General features: G+C 57.6%; 16 protein-coding genes. All 16 read right to left on the reverse strand.

Annotation, left to right across the window (positions count from 1 at the left end; genetic code table 11):
- Positions 1-146: 146 nt before the first annotated feature.
- A complete protein-coding gene (locus NITLEN_RS15825) occupies positions 147-2,234 on the reverse strand; it encodes an HD-GYP domain-containing protein (protein WP_121990616.1) in 2,088 nt (695 codons plus the stop codon).
- Between the two features lie 42 nt (positions 2,235-2,276).
- The gene (locus tag NITLEN_RS15830) at positions 2,277-3,095 is read right to left on the reverse strand and encodes an ExeA family protein (RefSeq protein ID WP_181416923.1); all 819 of its coding nucleotides are present in this window, start codon (positions 3,093-3,095) and stop codon (positions 2,277-2,279) included.
- Between the two features lie 87 nt (positions 3,096-3,182).
- Positions 3,183-4,121, reverse strand: coding sequence for a hypothetical protein (locus NITLEN_RS15835; protein ID WP_121990618.1), 939 nt, complete (start codon positions 4,119-4,121; stop codon positions 3,183-3,185).
- 53 nt (positions 4,122-4,174) lie between these two features.
- Positions 4,175-5,557, reverse strand: coding sequence for a response regulator (locus NITLEN_RS15840; protein ID WP_121990619.1), 1,383 nt, complete (start codon positions 5,555-5,557; stop codon positions 4,175-4,177).
- A gap of 30 nt (positions 5,558-5,587) precedes the next feature.
- Complete coding sequence (locus tag NITLEN_RS15845) at positions 5,588-6,037, reverse strand: chemotaxis protein CheW (RefSeq protein WP_121990620.1); 450 nt, start codon at positions 6,035-6,037, stop codon at positions 5,588-5,590.
- On the reverse strand, positions 6,031-6,564 hold the full coding sequence (locus NITLEN_RS15850; RefSeq protein ID WP_121990621.1) for a chemotaxis protein CheW: 534 nt from the start codon (positions 6,562-6,564) through the stop codon (positions 6,031-6,033). Before NITLEN_RS15850 ends, NITLEN_RS15845 begins: the two co-directional genes overlap by 7 nt.
- Before the next feature lie 58 nt (positions 6,565-6,622).
- Entirely contained in the window at positions 6,623-9,994 is a 3,372-nt protein-coding gene (locus tag NITLEN_RS15855) for a hybrid sensor histidine kinase/response regulator (RefSeq protein WP_121990622.1), read from the reverse strand.
- 50 nt (positions 9,995-10,044) lie between these two features.
- Positions 10,045-11,931, reverse strand: a complete 1,887-nt coding sequence (locus tag NITLEN_RS15860) for a methyl-accepting chemotaxis protein (RefSeq protein WP_181416924.1) — start codon at positions 11,929-11,931, stop codon at positions 10,045-10,047.
- 105 nt (positions 11,932-12,036) lie between these two features.
- Positions 12,037-12,534 carry a chemotaxis protein CheW gene (locus NITLEN_RS15865; protein ID WP_121990624.1) on the reverse strand — a complete coding sequence of 166 codons (498 nt, stop codon included), beginning with the start codon at positions 12,532-12,534 and terminating at the stop codon, positions 12,037-12,039.
- A 40-nt stretch (positions 12,535-12,574) separates the two neighbouring features.
- Complete coding sequence (locus NITLEN_RS15870; protein WP_121990625.1) at positions 12,575-12,937, reverse strand: response regulator transcription factor; 363 nt, start codon at positions 12,935-12,937, stop codon at positions 12,575-12,577.
- A gap of 39 nt (positions 12,938-12,976) precedes the next feature.
- A complete protein-coding gene (locus NITLEN_RS15875; protein ID WP_121990626.1) occupies positions 12,977-13,711 on the reverse strand; it encodes a Tll0287-like domain-containing protein in 735 nt (244 codons plus the stop codon).
- Positions 13,712-14,112: 401 nt separating this feature from the next.
- Entirely contained in the window at positions 14,113-15,669 is a 1,557-nt protein-coding gene (locus tag NITLEN_RS15880; RefSeq protein ID WP_121990627.1) for a cobyric acid synthase, read from the reverse strand.
- On the reverse strand, positions 15,648-16,376 hold the full coding sequence (locus NITLEN_RS15885) for an adenosylcobinamide amidohydrolase (protein ID WP_121990628.1): 729 nt from the start codon (positions 16,374-16,376) through the stop codon (positions 15,648-15,650). The genes NITLEN_RS15880 and NITLEN_RS15885 overlap by 22 nt, the downstream gene beginning before the upstream one ends.
- Positions 16,373-17,485: a threonine-phosphate decarboxylase CobD gene (gene cobD, locus NITLEN_RS15890; protein ID WP_181416925.1), complete on the reverse strand. Its 1,113-nt coding sequence runs from the start codon at positions 17,483-17,485 to the stop codon at positions 16,373-16,375. Before cobD ends, NITLEN_RS15885 begins: the two co-directional genes overlap by 4 nt.
- Complete coding sequence (gene cbiB, locus NITLEN_RS15895) at positions 17,473-18,429, reverse strand: adenosylcobinamide-phosphate synthase CbiB (protein WP_121990630.1); 957 nt, start codon at positions 18,427-18,429, stop codon at positions 17,473-17,475. Before cbiB ends, cobD begins: the two co-directional genes overlap by 13 nt.
- Positions 18,426-19,190 (reverse strand): adenosylcobinamide-GDP ribazoletransferase, encoded by a 765-nt coding sequence (locus NITLEN_RS15900; protein WP_121990631.1) that lies wholly within the window; start codon positions 19,188-19,190, stop codon positions 18,426-18,428. The genes cbiB and NITLEN_RS15900 overlap by 4 nt, the downstream gene beginning before the upstream one ends.
- Positions 19,191-19,193: the final 3 nt, after the last annotated feature.

The raw sequence follows: 19,193 nt of genomic DNA on the forward strand, positions 1-19,193 counted from the left end.
TACGCCTATTTTTTAGGCACTGTTTCATCACTTATATCAAATGGATATGCGTCGTCCGCTCATAGCAAGACCTCACCACTAGCCATAGAGCTAGTGCATAAAATCAATGCGTTATAAGGGCAGCGCGCGAGGGTGCGGAGATGAAATTAGGCAGGAAGAATTTCTTCGATAGTCGCTCGCTCAAGACGCCCGAGATTCACCCATTGTTCAGCCATGGGAACCAGCGTCTTCAGGCGCAGTTCCAGCGCTTCAAGGCGAATGGGTAACGACGTCACCTTTCGGTACGCGGTGACCGTCAAAAACGACTTCAACCCTTGGAGAAACATCATAATGGTCATCGCCTGAACCACCTTCGCCTGATCATGTAAGAATTCGACATGGCCAAGAATGGGATCGAGCTGTGACGCCGTAACAAAGCTGGCGGCCTGCGCCCGAAGAGAGGCGAGCGCTTCCGTCATTTGCGGGACATGCGAATGAACGGCCTGGAGAAACTCACTATCCTGCCGATCCAAGTCGCGAAGGATCCGCTCAATTGTAGACACATCGACCGGCTGTTCCCCCTCGCCTACCGCTTCAGCATGATGGATCACGGCTTCGAGCATGTCCCGCGCTGGCTGCATCGATCTCGATCGAGCTTTCTGCAACTCACGCAACGCACTTAACAATGGGAGTGAGGGGAGCGAGGACCATTCAGGCTCCGAGTCATTGGAATGGAGACTAGCCGTGGCCATCTCAGCAGATTCGACAGCATTCACCTCCTCATCTACGACAGACACTTCCTCGTCAGTACCTGTCTGTTCATCTCCCGCTATGCTCTGAGAGGGAATGGCTGCCAACTGTCGGACCGCGGCGATGACTCGTCCCAACCCTTGGTGCAAATGGCGCAACGACTCGGTCGCAACGGCCGTCTCTGCTCCGCCGACATCACGAAGCGTAGGCAGCAGATTCGTCGCCATTGACTCAATCTCATCAAGATGCACCGTGGCGGCAGACCTCGCCAAATTTGTGATCCCGTTGAGGACAATCCCATAAACATGCGAACGAACCGGCCCCTCTTTGCCAGCACTGAGCCGGGCGAGCGCCGATTGAATTTGTGCCAGCCATTCGTGCGCCTCCAACGCAAACAAGCCCACGACTTCTTTGTCGAATCCGACATCCTCTGGACTCAGCGTCTCCGCACCGGACTCGTGACTCAGGATCGCCTCAGATTTCGCCCCGTCCGCGGCACCTGGATGGCGCGCATGTTCAACAACGCCTTGAATGGCAGTCGCAATGGCATCAAGGCTCTCCAGAAGCGATGTAAACTGATCCGACGCCGCGCCCATCGGGACCTCAGCGTTTGGAATCTCCGGCGCAAACGTGAGCCGACCGACCACGGGAGCCTTGAGCGCTTCGATAATACTCACCAGCGGGGTCAGACTGAGATCAATATGCCGGTTCTCCGCATTACCCGCGTCTCCAGATTCATCGACCTCTACGATCGGCCGGAGCGGGTACCGCACATTGACACTCACGACTGTTCCAGTTTCTCCCGTAGTCAGCTGAACGGTCGTCCCAAGGGGATACACCGACAGCTGCTCGACCAACGCCTTGGTGATCTCCCGTGGAAAGGTCGCCCGCTCCGCCACCAGCAACTCCTTAATCGCTTCATGCGGAAAGAGCCGGGGTCGATACGGCCGCTCGCTGATCAACGCGTCAAACACGTCGGAGACGCCGATGATCAATGCCATCTCGCTGATTTGCCGGCCTTTCAACCGATTCGGATAGCCCAACCCATTGGTGCGTTCATGCGCTTGACGAATCAATTCCGCTAACCACGCATAGCCAGCCCCCGACCGCTTGATCGCCTCATACCCTAGTTCCGGATGTTGCTCGATCAACGTTCGTTCGTCCGCCGACAGGCGCCCGGCTTTCGTGACCAGCGATTGAGGCACCGCAAACAATCCAATGTCGTGAAGCAAGCCTGCCAGCGCCAGCCGCTCCAATTCACGCCCATAATATCCCAGCCCCATCCCCACCTTCGTCGACACCACGGCCACATTCAGGAGATTCGTCAAGAGCGGCGATCCCGACGGACTGGAGAGCGCCATGACAATTAATTCATCGCTGCGCTTCAACGACGCAACCAGCGCCATGGCTATGGCTTCGAGCCGATCGAGTTCAATGGTTCGTTGACTTTGTATGGCCGAGGCGACCAGTGTCAGCTCGGCTTCGGCATCCCTATACCATGTCATGGACACTCGTACTCTCCTTCTTCCCAACCGTATCCGGTCAGCCTAATGCGACGCTGCAACGCGTAGCACCAGCGGCCGATCGATGTGATCAACGTTTCCGTGCGCTCCGCTCAACAAGCAGAGATCGCAGAGCGCATTAATCAAGCGGCAGACACCGCCTGTGTGCCGATAAATCGCTTCCACCGCCTCCACCGTAAACAGCCTTCGCGCACACCCTGCCGCAGCTAATCGGCCTTGAATATAGGTCTGCGTTTCGACAACGTCAAACCGCTCCAGGTGATACCGTACCGCGATCCGTTGCATCAGCTGTGGGATGCCCGCTATCCGTTCTCGAAGTTCCGGCTGGCCAAGCAGCACAAGCGTCAACAGAAACCGATTGTTCATCTGATAATTCATCAGGAGCCTGACTTCGTCAAAGATCCGATCCTCAAGGATTGTTTGGGCCTCATCGATGACCAGCACCGTATCGAGCCCTTGACTGGCATTCGACAGCAAATGCTCATTCAAACGCCTCAGCTGCATCGCCTTTGAACCACCGACCGGCAATCCGAATTGATACAGAATTTCTCCAAGAAATTGCTTTTCAGGAAGAGAGGGATTCGCCAGCAAGGCCACATCATACTTTGCCCTCGCCAGATTGAGAATCAGCGCACGGCTCAGAAGAGTCTTCCCGCTTCCGATCTCGCCGGTCAGCATGACCGCGCCCTTCCGAGCCTGAATCCCATACAGAATCCGTTGCCGCGCCTCCTCATGTTTGACCGAGGGGACATAAAAACGCGGATCGGGAACATTCTCAAATGGCTGGGTCTGCAATCCCCAATGCTGTTCGTACGTGAAAGGCACGGGCTCAGCAATTAACACATTCGTCTCCATTCCATCTTCACTGTACGAACACATCGTGTCAGGGATACTCAGACAATGGTGTAACAGAAAGAGACTGGACCATCACTACGCAACAGGCAACAAGGCTTCGATGGCTTCTCGCTCTCGCCGGCCAGCCTCTACCCACTCGTGAATGATCCCGGGCATCTTACGCAGTCGATCCTCCACTCGCTTGAACTGAGCAGCCGGAGGCCTCACCCGCCGCTCCGTTACCAGTAGAAGAAAGCTCTGTAGTCCTGTGAAAAACGTCATAGCCTCGCCCGCGTTCACCTGTTGGGACACCGACCAAAGCTCAGCAACCTGGTTTGTCATTGCGCGCCACTCGGGGAAGGCCTCGTCCCATTCATCTCCAGACGTCCGCGCCATCGTTTCAATGCCGTCAGATACGAGCGGGCCAATCCGCTGCACTAGTTGCGCAAACGCTTGCTCAACTTCTGCGCCTCGCTCAAGAACCTCGCGCAACGACGCGGCATCACAATGCGTCACGCCATGTTTTGTCATCCCGTCAATCTGCGCAAGAATGGTCTTCGTGACATGGCATGGCATAGCCATACTGCCGGCCAAGCGACCGATCAGATCGGTGAGAGCAATCTGGAACTCTTGCGCCGGTACGGTAACGGGCCCTACGTTGTCAGTGGCAGACTCCGCATCAAAGGCCACACCGGTCGCCCGGGTCAGCGCATCGTGAATCTGGCCCAATTGTTTGCAGAGCGCCAGAAATGCGGAGGCTGACAGAGGTACAGAGGGATTCTGTACGGCCTCAATCAAAGGCAGGCCGGCGAAGCTGGCCTGCTCCACTTCGTGCAGATTGATCGTCGCCGCGGACCCGCCAAGATTCGTGAGTCCGGCTTTGATCGCGTGCGCCAACTTGAGATGGCGATCAGCCGGAGGGCCTTGCTGCAATTCATCGAGCGCCACGTGGATCTGTTGCAGCCACTCCTGCGCTTCCTGGGCAAACAGCGCAATCAACTCTTTTTGAAACTCATCGTCTGTATCGACTGCCATGCCGCTTCATTCCTTCGCATGCGCACACATCCAGGCCCGGGACATCGCTCTATTTACACCCGTCCCTTGCCACTGCCGAGCTGAGATGCCAGTCCGGCTATTTCTCCAAGCTTGCGCGCCATCTCTTCAAACCGCTTCATCGATTGTTCAGCGGACTGTTCAGACTCCGAGACGCGCCGAGCCAACACGGCGTTCCGATCCCGCTCGGTCTCCAAGAGCTTCTCGAACTCTTGAGCCGCTGCCACCATCTTTTCCAACTCATGAATACGGCTCTCCTTGGCGCGCCCGATCTGAGTCGCCTCAGCCAGTTGCTGTTCCAGCTCGCCGACCTGCTGCAGGCCGCGTTCAGCCTCGGCTAGACGTTCGATCAACTCTCCGGCACATGCCCGTTCCGCCGTCAGTGCGGCTTCTGTTTGCGTCACCTGTCGGTCCAAGTCGGCCGCGCGATGCTCTTCGCTGAGCAGCCGCGCTTCCAGATCTCTCGCCCGGGCCGCCGCGGCCTCCAAGACGGTCAATTGTTCAACCAATTTTGTCGTAGCCGCCCGTTCGGTCATCAGCGTGGATTCCAATTGAGGCACCACGCTCACCGCTTGTTGGAGATCGGCAATCTGCCGATGAAAGGCTTGAAGGGAATCCTGCTCAGACTTCAGCGCAGACTCGAGAGCCGATGACTTCGCCTGTGCATCCGCAAGCAAATCTTCACCGCTGGCAAGCTGCGCCTTGAGCGACGCAATCTGCTGCCGCTCTTGAGCCAGCTCAGCTTCAATGGCTTGTGCCCGGCTCGACTGACTACTGGCTTCTTCAACACGCTGCCGCTCGACCGCAAGTTGATCCTCGTATTCCTTGACCTGTGCCGCCAGGGCCTCCAGCTCCTCAACTCGCTTCCTGAACCCTTCACCCTTGCCCCGCTCAGTTTGAAGCTGAATCTCAAGCTCGCCGACCTGCGCGACCGCCTGCTTATAGGTCGCGAGCTGCTCGTCCGTGATGCGCGGGCCGCTCCATATTTCAACGGGCGCGACTGGCTTGGAAGCCGTCACGGCAGGAGAAGGAGCCACGACCGCAGAGTCCTGACGCTTGGCAAGTAATTCCAGAACCCGATCCTTGAGTGACGTTCCTTGAAACGGCTTTTTGAGAACCCCATCGGCATGGCAAGACTCAGCCTGTTTCGTGACTTCGTCATTCACAATTCCTGAAATCAGCAATACTGGAGTTGTGGCCAGCGACGCATGTCCCCGCACAAAGGCGCAGACTTCATATCCGCTCTTATCCGGCATGATCACGTCCGACACAACGACGTCCGGTCGTTCCTTTGCCAAATACGCCAGCGCCTCTTCTCCATTCGCGGCTAAGGTGACGCCAAGTCCAGCCTCCGTCAATAAGCGCTCCGCAACTTTTCTGACCGCAATGCTGTCATCTGCTACAAGAATCTTCGGCATACTGACTCCCTTCACCTCTGTTCATAAATATCAACCTTGGACAGCCCCTAAGCGCGCGGCTGAAATAATGGGAACGTCTTCAAACTCATCGGTGAAACATCCGACCGTATGAATATCTTTGTCGCGATAGGCCTGAATCTTTGCGGCATCGAGAGAATGCAACACCGGCATTTCCTCATCAATGCATATCGCCATCGCACCGCCGGCCTGTTTGGCCATCAAGCAGAGGCGCTGCTCGCCCTTCACCCGAACCTTCAGCATCCCGGCGAGATCACAAACAGGAAACACCTCCTGGTCTCGGCGAATAACCGCCGAGATGAAGGGGGTACGGCTGGGAATTGGAATACTGCCAACCCAGGCTGATACCCCGATGATTTCTTCAGTTTTCACCGCAAGCCGACGGCCCCCTACTGAAAAGACCAGCAGACGGCACAGCTGGGAAGTGGCCTTGCGCTGCCGGCCAACCGCTCCCCTTAACATACGATACCCTTTTCCATTCTGTCGGACGTGTCCGATAGGCGCAGCGGCAACCGATGGCTCTGGTTCAGCAACCCGCTAGCCCCCTCTGTGGCGCCGCTCAGCAGCCACTTCGAATGAAGCCCTACCGCTACTCCTTCGCCATAGAGGATAAGGCCCACGTACCAACTCCGCTCTTCACTGCGAAATTGACCTGGCAACGGCAACACACGCGTCCGTTCGACTTCGTGCAGACCATATACTCGATCCACCCGAATGCAGGCATGAATCCCGGCTTGGGCCACCAAGACCGTGCGTGTCTCCGCCCCATTGTCAACGTGCGCAAGCCCGAGCCGCCCCCTAAGATCCAGCGAGGGATACTCCTGACCATGAACCGTAAGGATGTCGCTGGAGCCGCACTCTTCCATCGTCAACAAGCCTTGCACCAATTCAGCGAACAGGGCAAATTGCTGGCCGGCTATTCCTACAATCAAAAAACGCTCGATCGGCACATGAACAGCCGATGCAACCCCATGGCCTCGCAAACTCATACCTGCGCCTCATCGATCATGGCCCCTCGGTTCCGCATGCCGCCCCATACCGACCACATTACTTCCGGGCACCTGATACCTGTCCAACCCATCGTTCCACTTCTTGCAGCAATGCGCGCTCTTCCACCGGCTTGGCAATATACGAACTGGCCCCGATACTGAGCGCCATCTGACGATGCTTGTCCCCCGCCCGCGTGGTCATTACGACAACTGGGGTCTGCTGCGTTTGCGGCCTGCTCCGCAAAGCTTGGATGACTTCCAGTCCGTTCAACTTCGGCATTTCCAGGTCGGTAAAAATCAGCTTATAGGTCTGCGCCGACGCCTTTCGCAATCCATCTTCGCCATCCACCGCGGTGTCGACTTGATACCCTGCATTTTCCAGCATGCGACCGACAAATTTCCGAATGCTCAACGAGTCGTCGATCAAGAGAATTGACGCCCTTGCAGCCCCTTGCGCATCCATACCATGGTCCGAATCCTGATGAGACATCACAGCCGTGTCCGGGGCCGCCAACATCGCAGTGGACTCACGAGACTCCCGCGCGAACAGGCGTCCCGTATCCACCACGAGCACTACATGTCCCTCAGGATCGATGGTAGCCCCGCCAAAACAGGACCGCTCCATCGAGCGTAATGTACCCAATGATTTAATCACGATTTCTTGACGCCCCAACAACTCGTCGACCGCTAATCCGATCGGCCCAGAGACCGTGCGTACCACAACCACCGGCATGGAGATATCGACCGTCCCGCTTTCGCGCCTGAGCAGATGGCGCAGCGAATAGAGATCAATCGCCTCTTCGCCCATCTGCAAAATCGCCCGCTCCCCCATGTGCTGCAACGAGCTCACCGTCGGCATCGTCACCTCGCGCACATTGGGCAATGGAATCGCGTACCGTTCTGATCCCACTCGCACCATCAAGGCCGTGGCAATAAGCAGGGTCAGCGGCAAATCCAACGTAAACTTGGTGCCCACGCCGGGAAGCGACTCCACATCGATATGACCGTTCATGCCCTCAATCACGCGCTTGACGACATCGAGCCCGACACCTCTTCCGGCCTGATCCCCCACCTTCTCCGCCGTCGAAAATCCGGGGGCAAAAATATACTTTAAGACTTCGGCATCCGGCATTGTCTGAATCTGCTCTGGCCGAGCCAGCCCGAGATTGACGACCTTTGTCCGGATCCGTTTGAGATCGAGACCTGCCCCGTCATCTTCCACTTCGATGATGATCGAGTTGCCTCGATGCGCGGCGTGCAAGTAGACCGTGCCGACCGCGGGTTTCCCTTTTGCCACTCGAGCCCCGGCGGGTTCAATGCCGTGATACACGGCATTCCGCACAAGATGGACCAACGGATCCACCAGCCGTTCCACGACCCCAGTATCCACTTCCGTATGCTCACCGGAGGTCACCAACGACACTTCCTTCCCCGAGGCCCTGGCAATCTCCCGGATGGCTCGGCGGAACCGTGTAAACGGAGTCCCGATCGGAACCATGCGGGCCCGCGCGATTTCATCCCGCATACCCAGGGTCAGCTGCTGCAAGTGGCTCATATCATCGTGCGACCGGCGAATAGATCCGCTGAGCTGCGACATCGATTCAGTAATATCGGCCGTCACCTCGCTGATACGTCTCGCCAAAATATTGAAATCATCATACTTATCGAACTCCAGGCTGCCGAAATCACGCAGCCCAGACGCACCGACGGTTGCCGCCTCCGTGGAAGTCACAGGGGCGGACGGAAAGGTGAAGGTGTGTTTCTCTTCAAACGATTGCACGGCATCGACCAACCTAGACTTGCAAGCCAAGACTTGTTGCGACAGTTGCTCCAACACACGGAGGCGCTGTTCCAAGCGACCTCGCCCAATGACCAATTCACCGACCAGATTGAGCAATCGTTCCAATCGCTCTCGGCTGACTCGAATGACTTCTCGCTCTTCTGTGGGCCGGCCGTCGGCGGACTTGGATTGCGCCGCTTCGTCCGTGGATCCAGCCGTCGATTGCGGAGGAAGGAGCGGAACTTCGGCCGCGCCGACCGCATCCACACTTGAGACACCGCCACCATGCAGCAATTTCAGGTCGGCAAGTGCGGCGGCAAATCGTTGCTGAGTCGTCACCAGGGCCGCGGAGTCACGCCGCATGAGCACACGCACAACATCGACGGATCGGAGCAATAAGTCTGTCTGACCTGGCTGTACAGCCAAGTGCCCGTCACGCACAGCCCCCATAAAATCTTCAATGTGGTGAACCAAATCGCCGATAGCTTGAAACCCGACGGTATACGCAGACCCCTTGAGCGTATGAGCCGTTCGGAATAATTGATTGATCAACTCGTTGTCATGAATATTCTTGTCTAGCCGCAGGAGATTGGCCTCAAGCGTCTCCAAATACTCCTGGGCTTCCGGGGCAAAATACGACAGCACCTCGGGATCCAATTGCGGAATCAAATACTCCGCCGATAACACAGGGCTCGCTGCCACATCGTCATTGACTGCTGGTGCAACCGAAGGTTGGCTCTCTGTATGGACAACAGGAGTTGATGACACGGCGGCCACGATGGCTCCACCATCCCGTATCTGCTTCAGGAAACCAATCACTGCAGGCACATCATGCTGCAATTGCGGCACAGAGGACGAATCTCGCCGCAGGGCAAGCCGAATAATGCCGACCGCCCGAGTCAGTCCCTCGAAAAGGGCATCGCTCAGCTCAACCCGGCGCTCACGAACCTTGCCCATACAGTCTTCCATGGGATAGGCAATATCACCAATGACGGTAAAGCCGACCGTATAGCCTGAACCCTTCAGCGTATGGGCCGTTCTAAAAAGCCGGTGGATCGCATCGTCGTCGTTCGGGTGGGCCTGCAAGCTCCGAATCAAACTATCAATCGTGTCCAGATACTCCAACGCCTCGGGGACGAAGTACGACAGCACGTCCGCATCCACATTTGGCACCAGATAATCCGGGCTCAATTGCGCGCCATCTACGGCACCCAAGGTGCCGTTGTCGTTGATAGCGGCCGTCTGACCGGTGGATTCAGCGGGGAGAAACCCATTGGACACGGCGAGGCAACGATCGATCGTCACCTGATCTTCCCCTCCACCTTGTCCGATCACATCGAGCTGAAGCTGGACACCCTGCACAATTTCACGCATCGCCCCGACGGCGCGAGGCCAATCCGCCTCTGAAATCATGTGCCCCTGTTCGCACAACGACTCCAACCGTTCGCTCAACTGTGCGATGCCGGCAAATCCATAGAGCGCCGCAGCCCCTCGAATCCGGTGGGCCACAATAAACTGCTCGTGCAACTGTTGAGGACTTGGAACGGCCCCATCGGCTGGATGCACAGCGCGTTTGAGCTCGGCCATGCCATCGACAGCTTCAGCCACAAAAATGGCCAGCAGACTGTCTGGATCGAATTCTGCACTCATCCTGGTCCCTTCTCACCCGGAGGATGACTGGCATCCTCCGGACACGCTCATCACACCAGTTTGAATTGCGACACAGAAGCCGTCAGCGTTTCAGCGAGCTTCGCCATATCTTCTACGGTGACACGGGCGGAATCCGTAGCTTTCTGCGTGGCCACCGCGCCGCCGGTGAAGTCCTTAATCGAGCGTCCCACCTTATCGGTCGAAGCCGTCTGCTCAACCGCAGACGATGCGATGCTCTGCGCCAGCTCAGATGAGCGCTGGGCGATTGTAGAAATTTCTTTGAACACATCACCCGTGCGTAACGCTGACGCCGAGCCCGCTTCCACCGCCTGGGTTTCATGTTCCATCGCGACCACCGCGTCCTGCGTTTCACTTTGAATCACTTTCACGAGGTCCGCGATTTCTCGCGTCGCCTGCGTGGAGCTTTCCGCGAGTTTTCTCACCTGATCGGCGACGACCGCGAAACGGGCGCCCGCCTCTCCGGCACCGGCGGCCTCGATGGCCGCGTTCAACGCCAGCAAGTTGGTCTGATTGGCAATATCTCGAATCGTCGACACGATCTGTGAAATTTCCAAAGACCGATCACCAAGCGCTTTTACCTGCTTCGACATGCGTTGCACCGCCGCGCGGATACTCTGCATATCTTGCACGGTTTCTTGGACCGCCACACGACCGCGCTCGGTCGCTTGCAACACTTGGCGAGCGGATTCAGAAGACGCACCGGCTGTTTCAGCCACCTCGCGCATCGATGCCGCTAACTGTTCGACCGCGCCCAGCGTCTTGACGGACTCATCGGCTTGATGCTTGGCCGTGCCAGACATCTGACCGGCGTTGTCTCTCAGTGTCCCAGCCGACTTGTTGACGCGTTCTGCCGCTTCACGGACTTGCCGCATCAGCTGGGCGAACCGCTGAATCATGAGGTTGAATCCGTCGGCCAAGTTTCCGAACATATCCGCGGTGACCTCGCCGCGCTTCGTCAAGTCTCCTTTACCGACATCAGACACCAAGACGAGAAATTGCATTAAGCGCTTTTGCATCACGTCCCGCTCTTCCTCGGTGGACACAAGGGCCGTAATACGATCCAACATCGAGTTGAACGCTTTCGCCATGTGACCCACCTCGTCATCGCTCTCGAGCTTCGCGCGAGCCTGAAGGTTGCCCGCCGCGGCTTGCTCGGCGACATCGGCCACATGCACAATGTTCCGCGCAATATACCGAGCCAAATAGTAGCCGATGGCGCCTCCGAAAATGAGCGCGAAGAGCCCTCCGAACAGCACCCAATTCGTACTCCGCGTCGCTTCGGCCTGCCCGCTCTCGTTCAACTCTTTGGCCAATTCCCGAATCGTGGTCAATAATTCTCGGACACGCAACGTGGCGGTGTTGTACTTATTCGCGACTTCGACTGAGAGCGCCAAGTTACCCAAATCTCGCATGCTCTGCTTCTGCTCTTCGGAGAGCGACGGCGAATAACTATCCGCGAACGCGCTGACGGCACCGTCCGTCGACACAAAATATTCGGCCAGCGCAGTTTTCAACGCAGCAATATCCCTGGCCTCGTTTCGCCCCGTTCCTGATTCGCGCGATTCCAATCCCTGGTACGCCTGCAGGGGTTCCAATGTCTGTTTCTTGAGGCCCGCCAGCGGAGCAATGGCATCGTCAAAGTCGCTTTTCCGCGACTGGCGACCGGCATTCAGCAGCGCGTCGTGGTACAGACCGAGGTTCGTACTGCTGACGCCGGTGTTGGACAGCGCGACCGTTGACCCGTCATAAATATTCTGCAACTCAGTTTTCAGCCGGCTCAATCCGATAAGACCCACGAGGCCGACCATGATCATGATGACGCCGACGGCGGAAAATCCGAGAATCAGCTTCGGCAGTGTTTTAAGATTATTGAACCACGTCTGAATCGTCCACGCTGACTTGCTGTGCCTCGCCATAACATCCTCCTCCAAACCCATAGGATAATCGGTTTCTATCGTCGCCGCGCCGTTGCCCTGAGCGGCCGTCAGCCAACTCAGCGGACAGCGTCACGTGTCGGCCATCTAGTTCAACACCCCTTCCACGCAAGCCAAGAGTTTCTGCACATCCATCATGCCGCTCATGCGCTCTTCAATCTTGGCCAGCCCGGAAAGGAATGGCCGTGACTCCGACAGTCCTCGCGACGTGGCGGTCAACAGATCGTCGGGATGGATCGTGCGGATCTCCGGCACCGCGTCGATCAGAATGCCGACCTGCTGCTGACCATGACGCACGACCACCACAAACGGCAGTGACGCGGCCGACGACATCCCGAGCGACGGACGTAAGTCCGCCAGTGGCATAACCGTTCCGCGAAGATTCGCTACTCCCACTAAGATCGACGGCATCCCAGGAACCGGCGTCACGGTTTCCAGCTCAAAGACTTCCCGAACGTGACGAAGATCGATTGCAAACAGTTCTCCTCCGAGAGTCACGAGGCAGATACGCGACGGAACGGGTGGTTTGGCCCCTGCGGCCAGGACAACCCCGACGGATTGGGATGGACTGAGAGCTAGTTCCATGATCTCCCTTCAACCACCAGGTTCGATCTCTGATAGAAGCCTAGTTCAACGCGCGCTTCACGGCCGCCAAGAGATCTTCGGCTTTAAACGGCTTGACCACATACCCATTCGCGCCCTGCTGTTGTCCCCAAAACTTGTCGCTTTCCTGCCCCTTGGAGGTGCAGAGCACGACGGGAATGTTTTTAAAACGCTCATCGCCTTTCAGATCGCGGCAGGCCTGAAATCCGTTCCGTCCCGGCATAACCACATCCATCACAATGAGATCGGGCTTTTCGGAGACGATCTTCTCTTCCAGCTTGTCCGTATTCGGGAATGACACCACGGTGTGGCTGGCCGCCTTGAGATACCCTTCGATCATCTGCAACTCAGCGTATGAATCATCGACGACTACGATCTTGCTCATAATGCTCGTCCTCCAGCTCGCATAGTTGAATCGCGCCCCTTATCGCATCGGCACAACGACGCTGATTGCGCCGGCCAAGTCTCCCTCTTTCCATCCCTCTTTTTTCGTTCCGGTAATATCCCGTTCCCCTTTCGGTCCCCCATGGCAGGTCAGGCACGTCGGACCGGCATATTCAGGATCCATCACACGCATGACCGGCTTTCCCCCGACCATCGTCGCTTTGGCATATTGCTGTCCCTTCGGATGGCGTGAATCGGCGAACATGCGCAACACTTCCGATTCGAAATCATCCGGCTTGTTGCCAGGGAAGCGATAATCCGTTCCCGTCAGCTTCAAGCGAATGCCGGTCTTCTTGTAGAATTTCTCTCCGGACTTGCGCGCAAAGACAGCCGGAATGAATCCTTTGAAGGCGACACCCTGTTTATTGATGACCGGCTGTCCCTCCAACACCACCTCACGCTCCGCTTCGAGCAACGCCAGGAGCACACCGTTTTGCGGAGCTCCATTGGGACGGCTCAGATCGACACGTGTCTTCGCTTTGAATTTCTCAATGACCTGATGCGCCATGAATTCGTCGGTAAATCCTTTATTGCCTTTGCTGGGATCGTTAATCAGCGCCTGATGTTCCGAGACCACCGCGCGGCCTGATTTCAGCAATGCAATCAACAGCTCTGCCGTCTCGCTCTCATCGCCTGCGCGAGCAAACGATGCCCCTCCCATCACCATCGCACAGACGACCGCACTAACAATGAGTGATGTGAACCGTGCTTTCATAGGATCCCCTCCTCCTTCAAGGCTGGCGCGTCTGGTGATTCACGCCCAAGTGTAGTCGCTTGCTCTCCATTCGCAAGAAATCGATGAAAATCGACACCTTCTTCAGCCACTGCGAGTGCGCACAGGTCGAACGACACGGATGTGTGAGGACGGCAACTGAGAACAACAACAAAGGAATGGCAACTACTGTGCCGGGATGAGCGAGAGACGATCGAAAAACCCGCGTGAGAGAAGAATGTGGTCAAATGCTGCCATATCTGCACGAATTGTGAGTGACGCAGGCAGAAGGATACCCTCGCCGCACATTGCTGAAACCCGTGCACGGTTGTGCATTACATGACAATTCTTGCTACGGCATGAGCAGGAAGACCGCAGATAGACAGAGCAACAAGGAGTGGATGTTAGAGGCGGGGTAAGACTGCCTTAATAAACGGCGTGACCTTGAGATGCAGCTGCAGGTGGTCCGCCCACGCATCGAGCTGACTGCCGAGCGACTGAGAGATATCCCGCGAGACTGCATCCGCCAAAGGCACGAGCGACTTTCGACCACGGATTCGGTTAATCCATGCCCGCCTGAACTCTGGAAGGTCGAATACGCCGTGAACGTAGGTTCCCCAAATCAAGCCGGTTCCGTTCACCGCTCCATCGAAACGTTCCACTTCTCTACCCTCCAGCTGCCCACCCCCAAGACTGAGCGGACGCACACGAAAACAGGGGCGCCGATCCCGTCCTGTCGTCTGCCCCATATGGATAAAGTACCCTCGAACAGTCAGACATCTTTCCGGTTCTAGTTGAAGAAACTCGGCCTCAACCAATTGTGTGATCTTGGTCTTTGCAAGTGTCGTGGCTACATCCAATAACCCTAGTCCCTCAACCTCGCCTCCTGCTTCCACCCCAGCAGGATCCGCAATGCTCCGTCCCAGCATCTGATACCCGCCACAAATGCCAATCACCTCGGCTCCCTCACTCGCATGACGACTCATCGCCTCTGCCATCCCGGATTGACGGACATACGCGAGATCTTCAATCGTGTTCTTACTCCCTGGAATCACAATCACATCTGCGCCATCGAGATCTGCCGGCACTGTCGCATAGCGAACGACCACATCAGGCTCTGCCATCAGTGGATTGAAATCGGTAAAGTTGCTCATACGCGGCAGCAAAACCACCGCAATATTGACTCGATCCTTGGCGAACACCGCATGGCGATGGCGCTCGACGTCAACGGCATCCTCCTGATCCAGCATCAGGCCCCGCAGCATAGGGACGACCCCGAGAACGGGAAGACCGGTCCGTTGTTCGATAAATTTCACGCCATCGTCAAATAGCGTCGCATCGCCGCGGAACTTGTTGATGATGATGCCGATCACCCGCGCGCGCTCATGGGGCGCCAACAAGTCCAGCGTGCCAATCACTTGTGCAAATACGCCGCCGCGATCGATGTCCGCCACCAGAACAACTCGCGCATCCGCCAGTTCAACGGCCGACCAATTCGCCAGATCACGATCGCGCAAATTCATTTCAGCCGCGCTTCCGGCGCCCTCAAGGACGATTACCTCATATCGACCAGCTAGTCGCTCGTAACTCTCTCGCACACGCTCGGCCAGTTCCGCTCGCCGCTCAAAATAGGTTCGAGCTTCAGCCTTGCCCCACACCTGCCCCTGCACGACAATCTGCGCACTGCGATCCGATTCCGGCTTCATCAGAATCGGGTTCATGTCTGCGTCAGGTTCAAGCCCGCAGGCCTGCGCTTGCAACGCCTGAGCACGACCGATTTCTTTCCCGTCCGGCGTCACGAACGAATTATTTGACATGTTCTGCGCTTTGAATGGAGCTACCTTGATGCCGGCTCGGTGAAAGAGCCGGCATAACCCGGCCGTGATCAGACTCTTTCCGACATCCGATCCCGTTCCAAGCACCGCAAGTGCGCGGGCTTTCATGCGTGCCGCTTCTGCCATTGCTTCGCCTTCGCTAAACCGCGAGCCACACACTGAGTCACGGCTTGTCCAATCAGTGCGCCAATCATAGTATGAGTCCCACTATAGGCCTGCCACGGCCCCTGCCCCCTTAACCGACAGGCAATCACCACCGCGTCGGTCCCGGTCCCGGTCGCGCCTGGCAGGCCGGTCCAACTCGGGACCGCATGATCTCTCAAGACACCGGTCTTGCTCTCCGTTACAACTTGCACCGCGCCGACCATCGCCGCACTCGACAGGCAGACATTCGTCACAACGATGAGATTGATCGTTCCCAGTCCGGCTGCCTGGCCTCGACGAATGTCGGTCTCCGGACGCTCTCCCGCCTTTACCGCATTCGTCACACCGACAGTGGCAAAGCACTCAACCCAGAGAGACCCAGACGACACTCTGGCCGTGACCAACTGCTTCATCGGGACGGCGGTCATAAGTCCAACCGTTTTCTGCTGCACGCCCAGCCTGACAGCCAACCGTCGAAGCGCCCGGACGGGGTCGTCGTGAGCTCGAGGATGCGTATTCGAGACCGGATTCGACTCCACCTGGTGATTCAGGATAGACGACGCAGCGGTGAATCCGCCGCCTTGCGGAGCTGAAGACAGCACTCGCCTCTTGCCCCCAAGATCAATGACCAGCGTCTGCTCCGTCACTCGATACCGGGTCTGCATGCGTGAGGCCTGTCCTTGCGTCATGACCGGCTCTCACTCAACATTCCGGAGAGGGCTTTCAACAGTCGATCGTTATCCTGTCGAGACCTGACTGCGATCCTGATCGAGCGACGATTCGCACCTGGAACAGACGAACAATCTCGAATGAGTAATCCCTCCCGCCTCAACTGCTCAGTCAGCTTTTTCCCATGCCATCCGCGCGGCAATTCCATAAAGAGGAAATTTGCGTGTGCCGGAAACAGGGTGCATCCCAGCAATCCGGCAAGTTCTTTAGCCATTCGAGTCCGCTCTTTTTCGACAAACCGGAGACTCTTCCTGGCATGCGCCGTATCGCGCAACGCAGCCAATGCCGCCGCCTGTCCCATGGCGTTGACGGACCAGGGCGGTAACTCGCGACGCAATTGCTGGATCACGGCAGGAGCCGTGACCGCATACCCGACACGCAATCCAGGCAATCCATAGAATTTCGTCAGGCTCCGCAACACCACCACCCTGGACCAGGCTGACGCCAGCGGAAGAATAGACCGTTCCGGACAATAGTCGGCAAACGTTTCATCGATTATCAACCACACACCCCGTCGCTGCGCGGCGCGCGCCAGCTTCATCACATCATCAGCCCCGCAAGCCTGCCCCGTCGGACTATTGGGATTGCACAGCAAGATCCCATCAGGCGTCCGAGACCCCTTGGCCGGCCGTTCCAACAACCGACACAGACGATCGATGGGCAAGGCATACTGTTCATCTCGATCGGCATACATTGCTGTGACACGCCCGCCGGTTCGCGCCATCGACGCGGCATACTCGGAGAATGTCGGTTGGACCAGCACTAGATGATTGATTTTGAGCGCCCGCGGAAGCGCATAGATCAATTCTATCGAGCCGTTCCCCATCAGAATCCGTGCGGGCTCGATGCGCCACCGGCTGGCCAGCGCTTGACGAAGCTCCCAGCACTCTGGGTCGGGATAATGCGGAACGAGATGCCGTGCCCCGGTGATGGCGCGCCAGACTTTCGGAGAAGGCCCCAGTGGATTGATACTCGCGCTGAAATCGACAAGCTCGGTGACATCCCGCCCGAGTTCGCGCGACGCCGCATGCACATCGCCGCCATGAACAGGTTTCTTTATTGGAGCCACAACACTCCCGCCCCAATCAATACGCCCAACAGACTCGCCACCCCCATCAATTGAGCCGCAAGGGTGATGTCCCCTACAACCAAGGCTCGGTACCCGTCACCAAGGGTCGGACGTTCATTCGCGATCCCTTCGTAATAGTTGGTCCCGCCCAGTTGCACGCCAAGCGCACCGGCCATCGCCGCCTCTGGCCGCCCGCTATTCGGACTGGGGTGGTTGCCGCCATCGCGTCGCAACACCTGCCAACCACAAATCATACGATCCAGCTTGAGCGTAACCAGACCTGTAGCCAGGAGCAGCAGCACCGCGGCTAACCGAGCGGGAATCCAATTGGCCAGATCGTCAAGCCGGGCCGAAGCCCAGCCAAAATCGACGTGCCGTTCATCCCGATGGCCAACCATGGAATCCAGCGTATTCACCGCCTTGTAGGCCAAGGCTAACGGCGGACCGCCGAGCATAAGATAGAACAGCGGCGCGATCACGCCATCTGCCGTGCTCTCCGCCACCGTCTCGACAGTCGCACGAACGACTTCTGATTCAGATAGCGCGTGCGTATCTCGGCCGACAATCATCGCCACAGCCTGACGCGCGCCGACCAGATCTCCCCGCAGCAACGGCTTCGCCACGGCCTGCACATGATCCCACAGATCACGTCCGGCAAGCGTGCTTGAGGCCAGACCGATCGTTACAACGAGTCCGAACCACTCAGCCACCTCGCCAGCTTCAGCCACTATCCAATGCCCCAAGAGATAGGCCGCCGTCGGCAGCCCCAACGCAAGAACGACTCCTGCCAGGCGCAATGCAAGAGGACTCTGACACATCGCTCTCACATGATCGTCACACCAGGCAATGACCTGCCCCATCGCACGAACCGGATGAGGCAGCCAGCGGGGATCGCCTATGATCCAATCCAGGCCTGCCGCAAGCACTAATTCACTCGCAGTCATGGAAGTAACAACAGCGATGGAATAAGCAGGAGGAATAGGATTTCGATCACTTCGTTCGTCGCGCCCAACGTATCGCCGGTAATCCCGCCGAACCACGCGCGAAACCCAGCCCACAGCGCACACACCACCATAGCTCCTGCCAACAGAATAACCAGCGTGCCCAACAACCCGAACCCCCATCCCAGCCCCGCGGCGAGAATCGCCGTTGAGACCACGACATGGTGCCAGGAGAGATGCGTCAGGAACGAAGCGGCCAATCCCCCTTCAGCCCGGGCATAGGGAGACGCCCACGCCACGGTCACCATCGCCCAGCGGCCGATGGCCGGCAGACAGAGGAGCGCAGGAACGCGTATCGCCTGAGGCAATGCCATGAGCCCCGCATAACGCAGCAGCAATGAGAGAACGAGGCCCGTCGCGCCGATGGCGCCGATACGCGGATCGCGCATGATGGGGAGCCGCTCAGCCGGCGTCTTCCCCCCTGCCAACCCGTCCAACGTGTCAGCGAGTCCATCCTGATGCAACCCGCGCGTGAGCACCACCACCAGAACGATCAATATGACGTTCACCACCGTCGGGATGAATAACTTCGACAACCCCATGTCCGCGAGAACCAACCCACCACCGATCAGAAAGCCAACCACCGGGTACCAAGCCATTGACCTCGCCAACTCGACCGCGGTCGGTTCGTGCAACGCACGGCTCAAGGGGATCCCGGTCAGGAAATGCCAGGCGAATATGAATGGACGAACGAGCGTCCCCATGGA

This window comes from Nitrospira lenta, from assembly GCF_900403705.1.
Taxonomy (GTDB): Bacteria; Nitrospirota; Nitrospiria; order Nitrospirales; family Nitrospiraceae; genus Nitrospira_D; species Nitrospira_D lenta.

Excerpts from the sequence above, each read along its gene's own strand:
- NITLEN_RS15825 (WP_121990616.1), bottom strand. The coding sequence starts at position 2,234 with ATGACATGGTATAGGGATGCCGAAGCCGAGCTGACACTGGTCGCCTCG.
- NITLEN_RS15835 (WP_121990618.1), bottom strand. The coding sequence starts at position 4,121 with ATGGCAGTCGATACAGACGATGAGTTTCAAAAAGAGTTGATTGCGCTG.
- NITLEN_RS15840 (WP_121990619.1), bottom strand. The coding sequence starts at position 5,557 with ATGCCGAAGATTCTTGTAGCAGATGACAGCATTGCGGTCAGAAAAGTT.
- NITLEN_RS15845 (WP_121990620.1), bottom strand. The coding sequence starts at position 6,037 with ATGTTAAGGGGAGCGGTTGGCCGGCAGCGCAAGGCCACTTCCCAGCTG.
- NITLEN_RS15850 (WP_121990621.1), bottom strand. The coding sequence starts at position 6,564 with ATGAGTTTGCGAGGCCATGGGGTTGCATCGGCTGTTCATGTGCCGATC.
- NITLEN_RS15855 (WP_121990622.1), bottom strand. The coding sequence starts at position 9,994 with ATGAGTGCAGAATTCGATCCAGACAGTCTGCTGGCCATTTTTGTGGCT.
- NITLEN_RS15860 (WP_181416924.1), bottom strand. The coding sequence starts at position 11,931 with ATGGCGAGGCACAGCAAGTCAGCGTGGACGATTCAGACGTGGTTCAAT.
- NITLEN_RS15865 (WP_121990624.1), bottom strand. The coding sequence starts at position 12,534 with ATGGAACTAGCTCTCAGTCCATCCCAATCCGTCGGGGTTGTCCTGGCC.
- NITLEN_RS15870 (WP_121990625.1), bottom strand. The coding sequence starts at position 12,937 with ATGAGCAAGATCGTAGTCGTCGATGATTCATACGCTGAGTTGCAGATG.
- NITLEN_RS15875 (WP_121990626.1), bottom strand. The coding sequence starts at position 13,711 with ATGAAAGCACGGTTCACATCACTCATTGTTAGTGCGGTCGTCTGTGCG.
- NITLEN_RS15880 (WP_121990627.1), bottom strand. The coding sequence starts at position 15,669 with ATGGCAGAAGCGGCACGCATGAAAGCCCGCGCACTTGCGGTGCTTGGA.
- NITLEN_RS15885 (WP_121990628.1), bottom strand. The coding sequence starts at position 16,376 with ATGACGCAAGGACAGGCCTCACGCATGCAGACCCGGTATCGAGTGACG.
- cbiB (WP_121990630.1), bottom strand. The coding sequence starts at position 18,429 with ATGACTGCGAGTGAATTAGTGCTTGCGGCAGGCCTGGATTGGATCATA.
- NITLEN_RS15900 (WP_121990631.1), bottom strand. The coding sequence starts at position 19,190 with ATGGGGACGCTCGTTCGTCCATTCATATTCGCCTGGCATTTCCTGACC.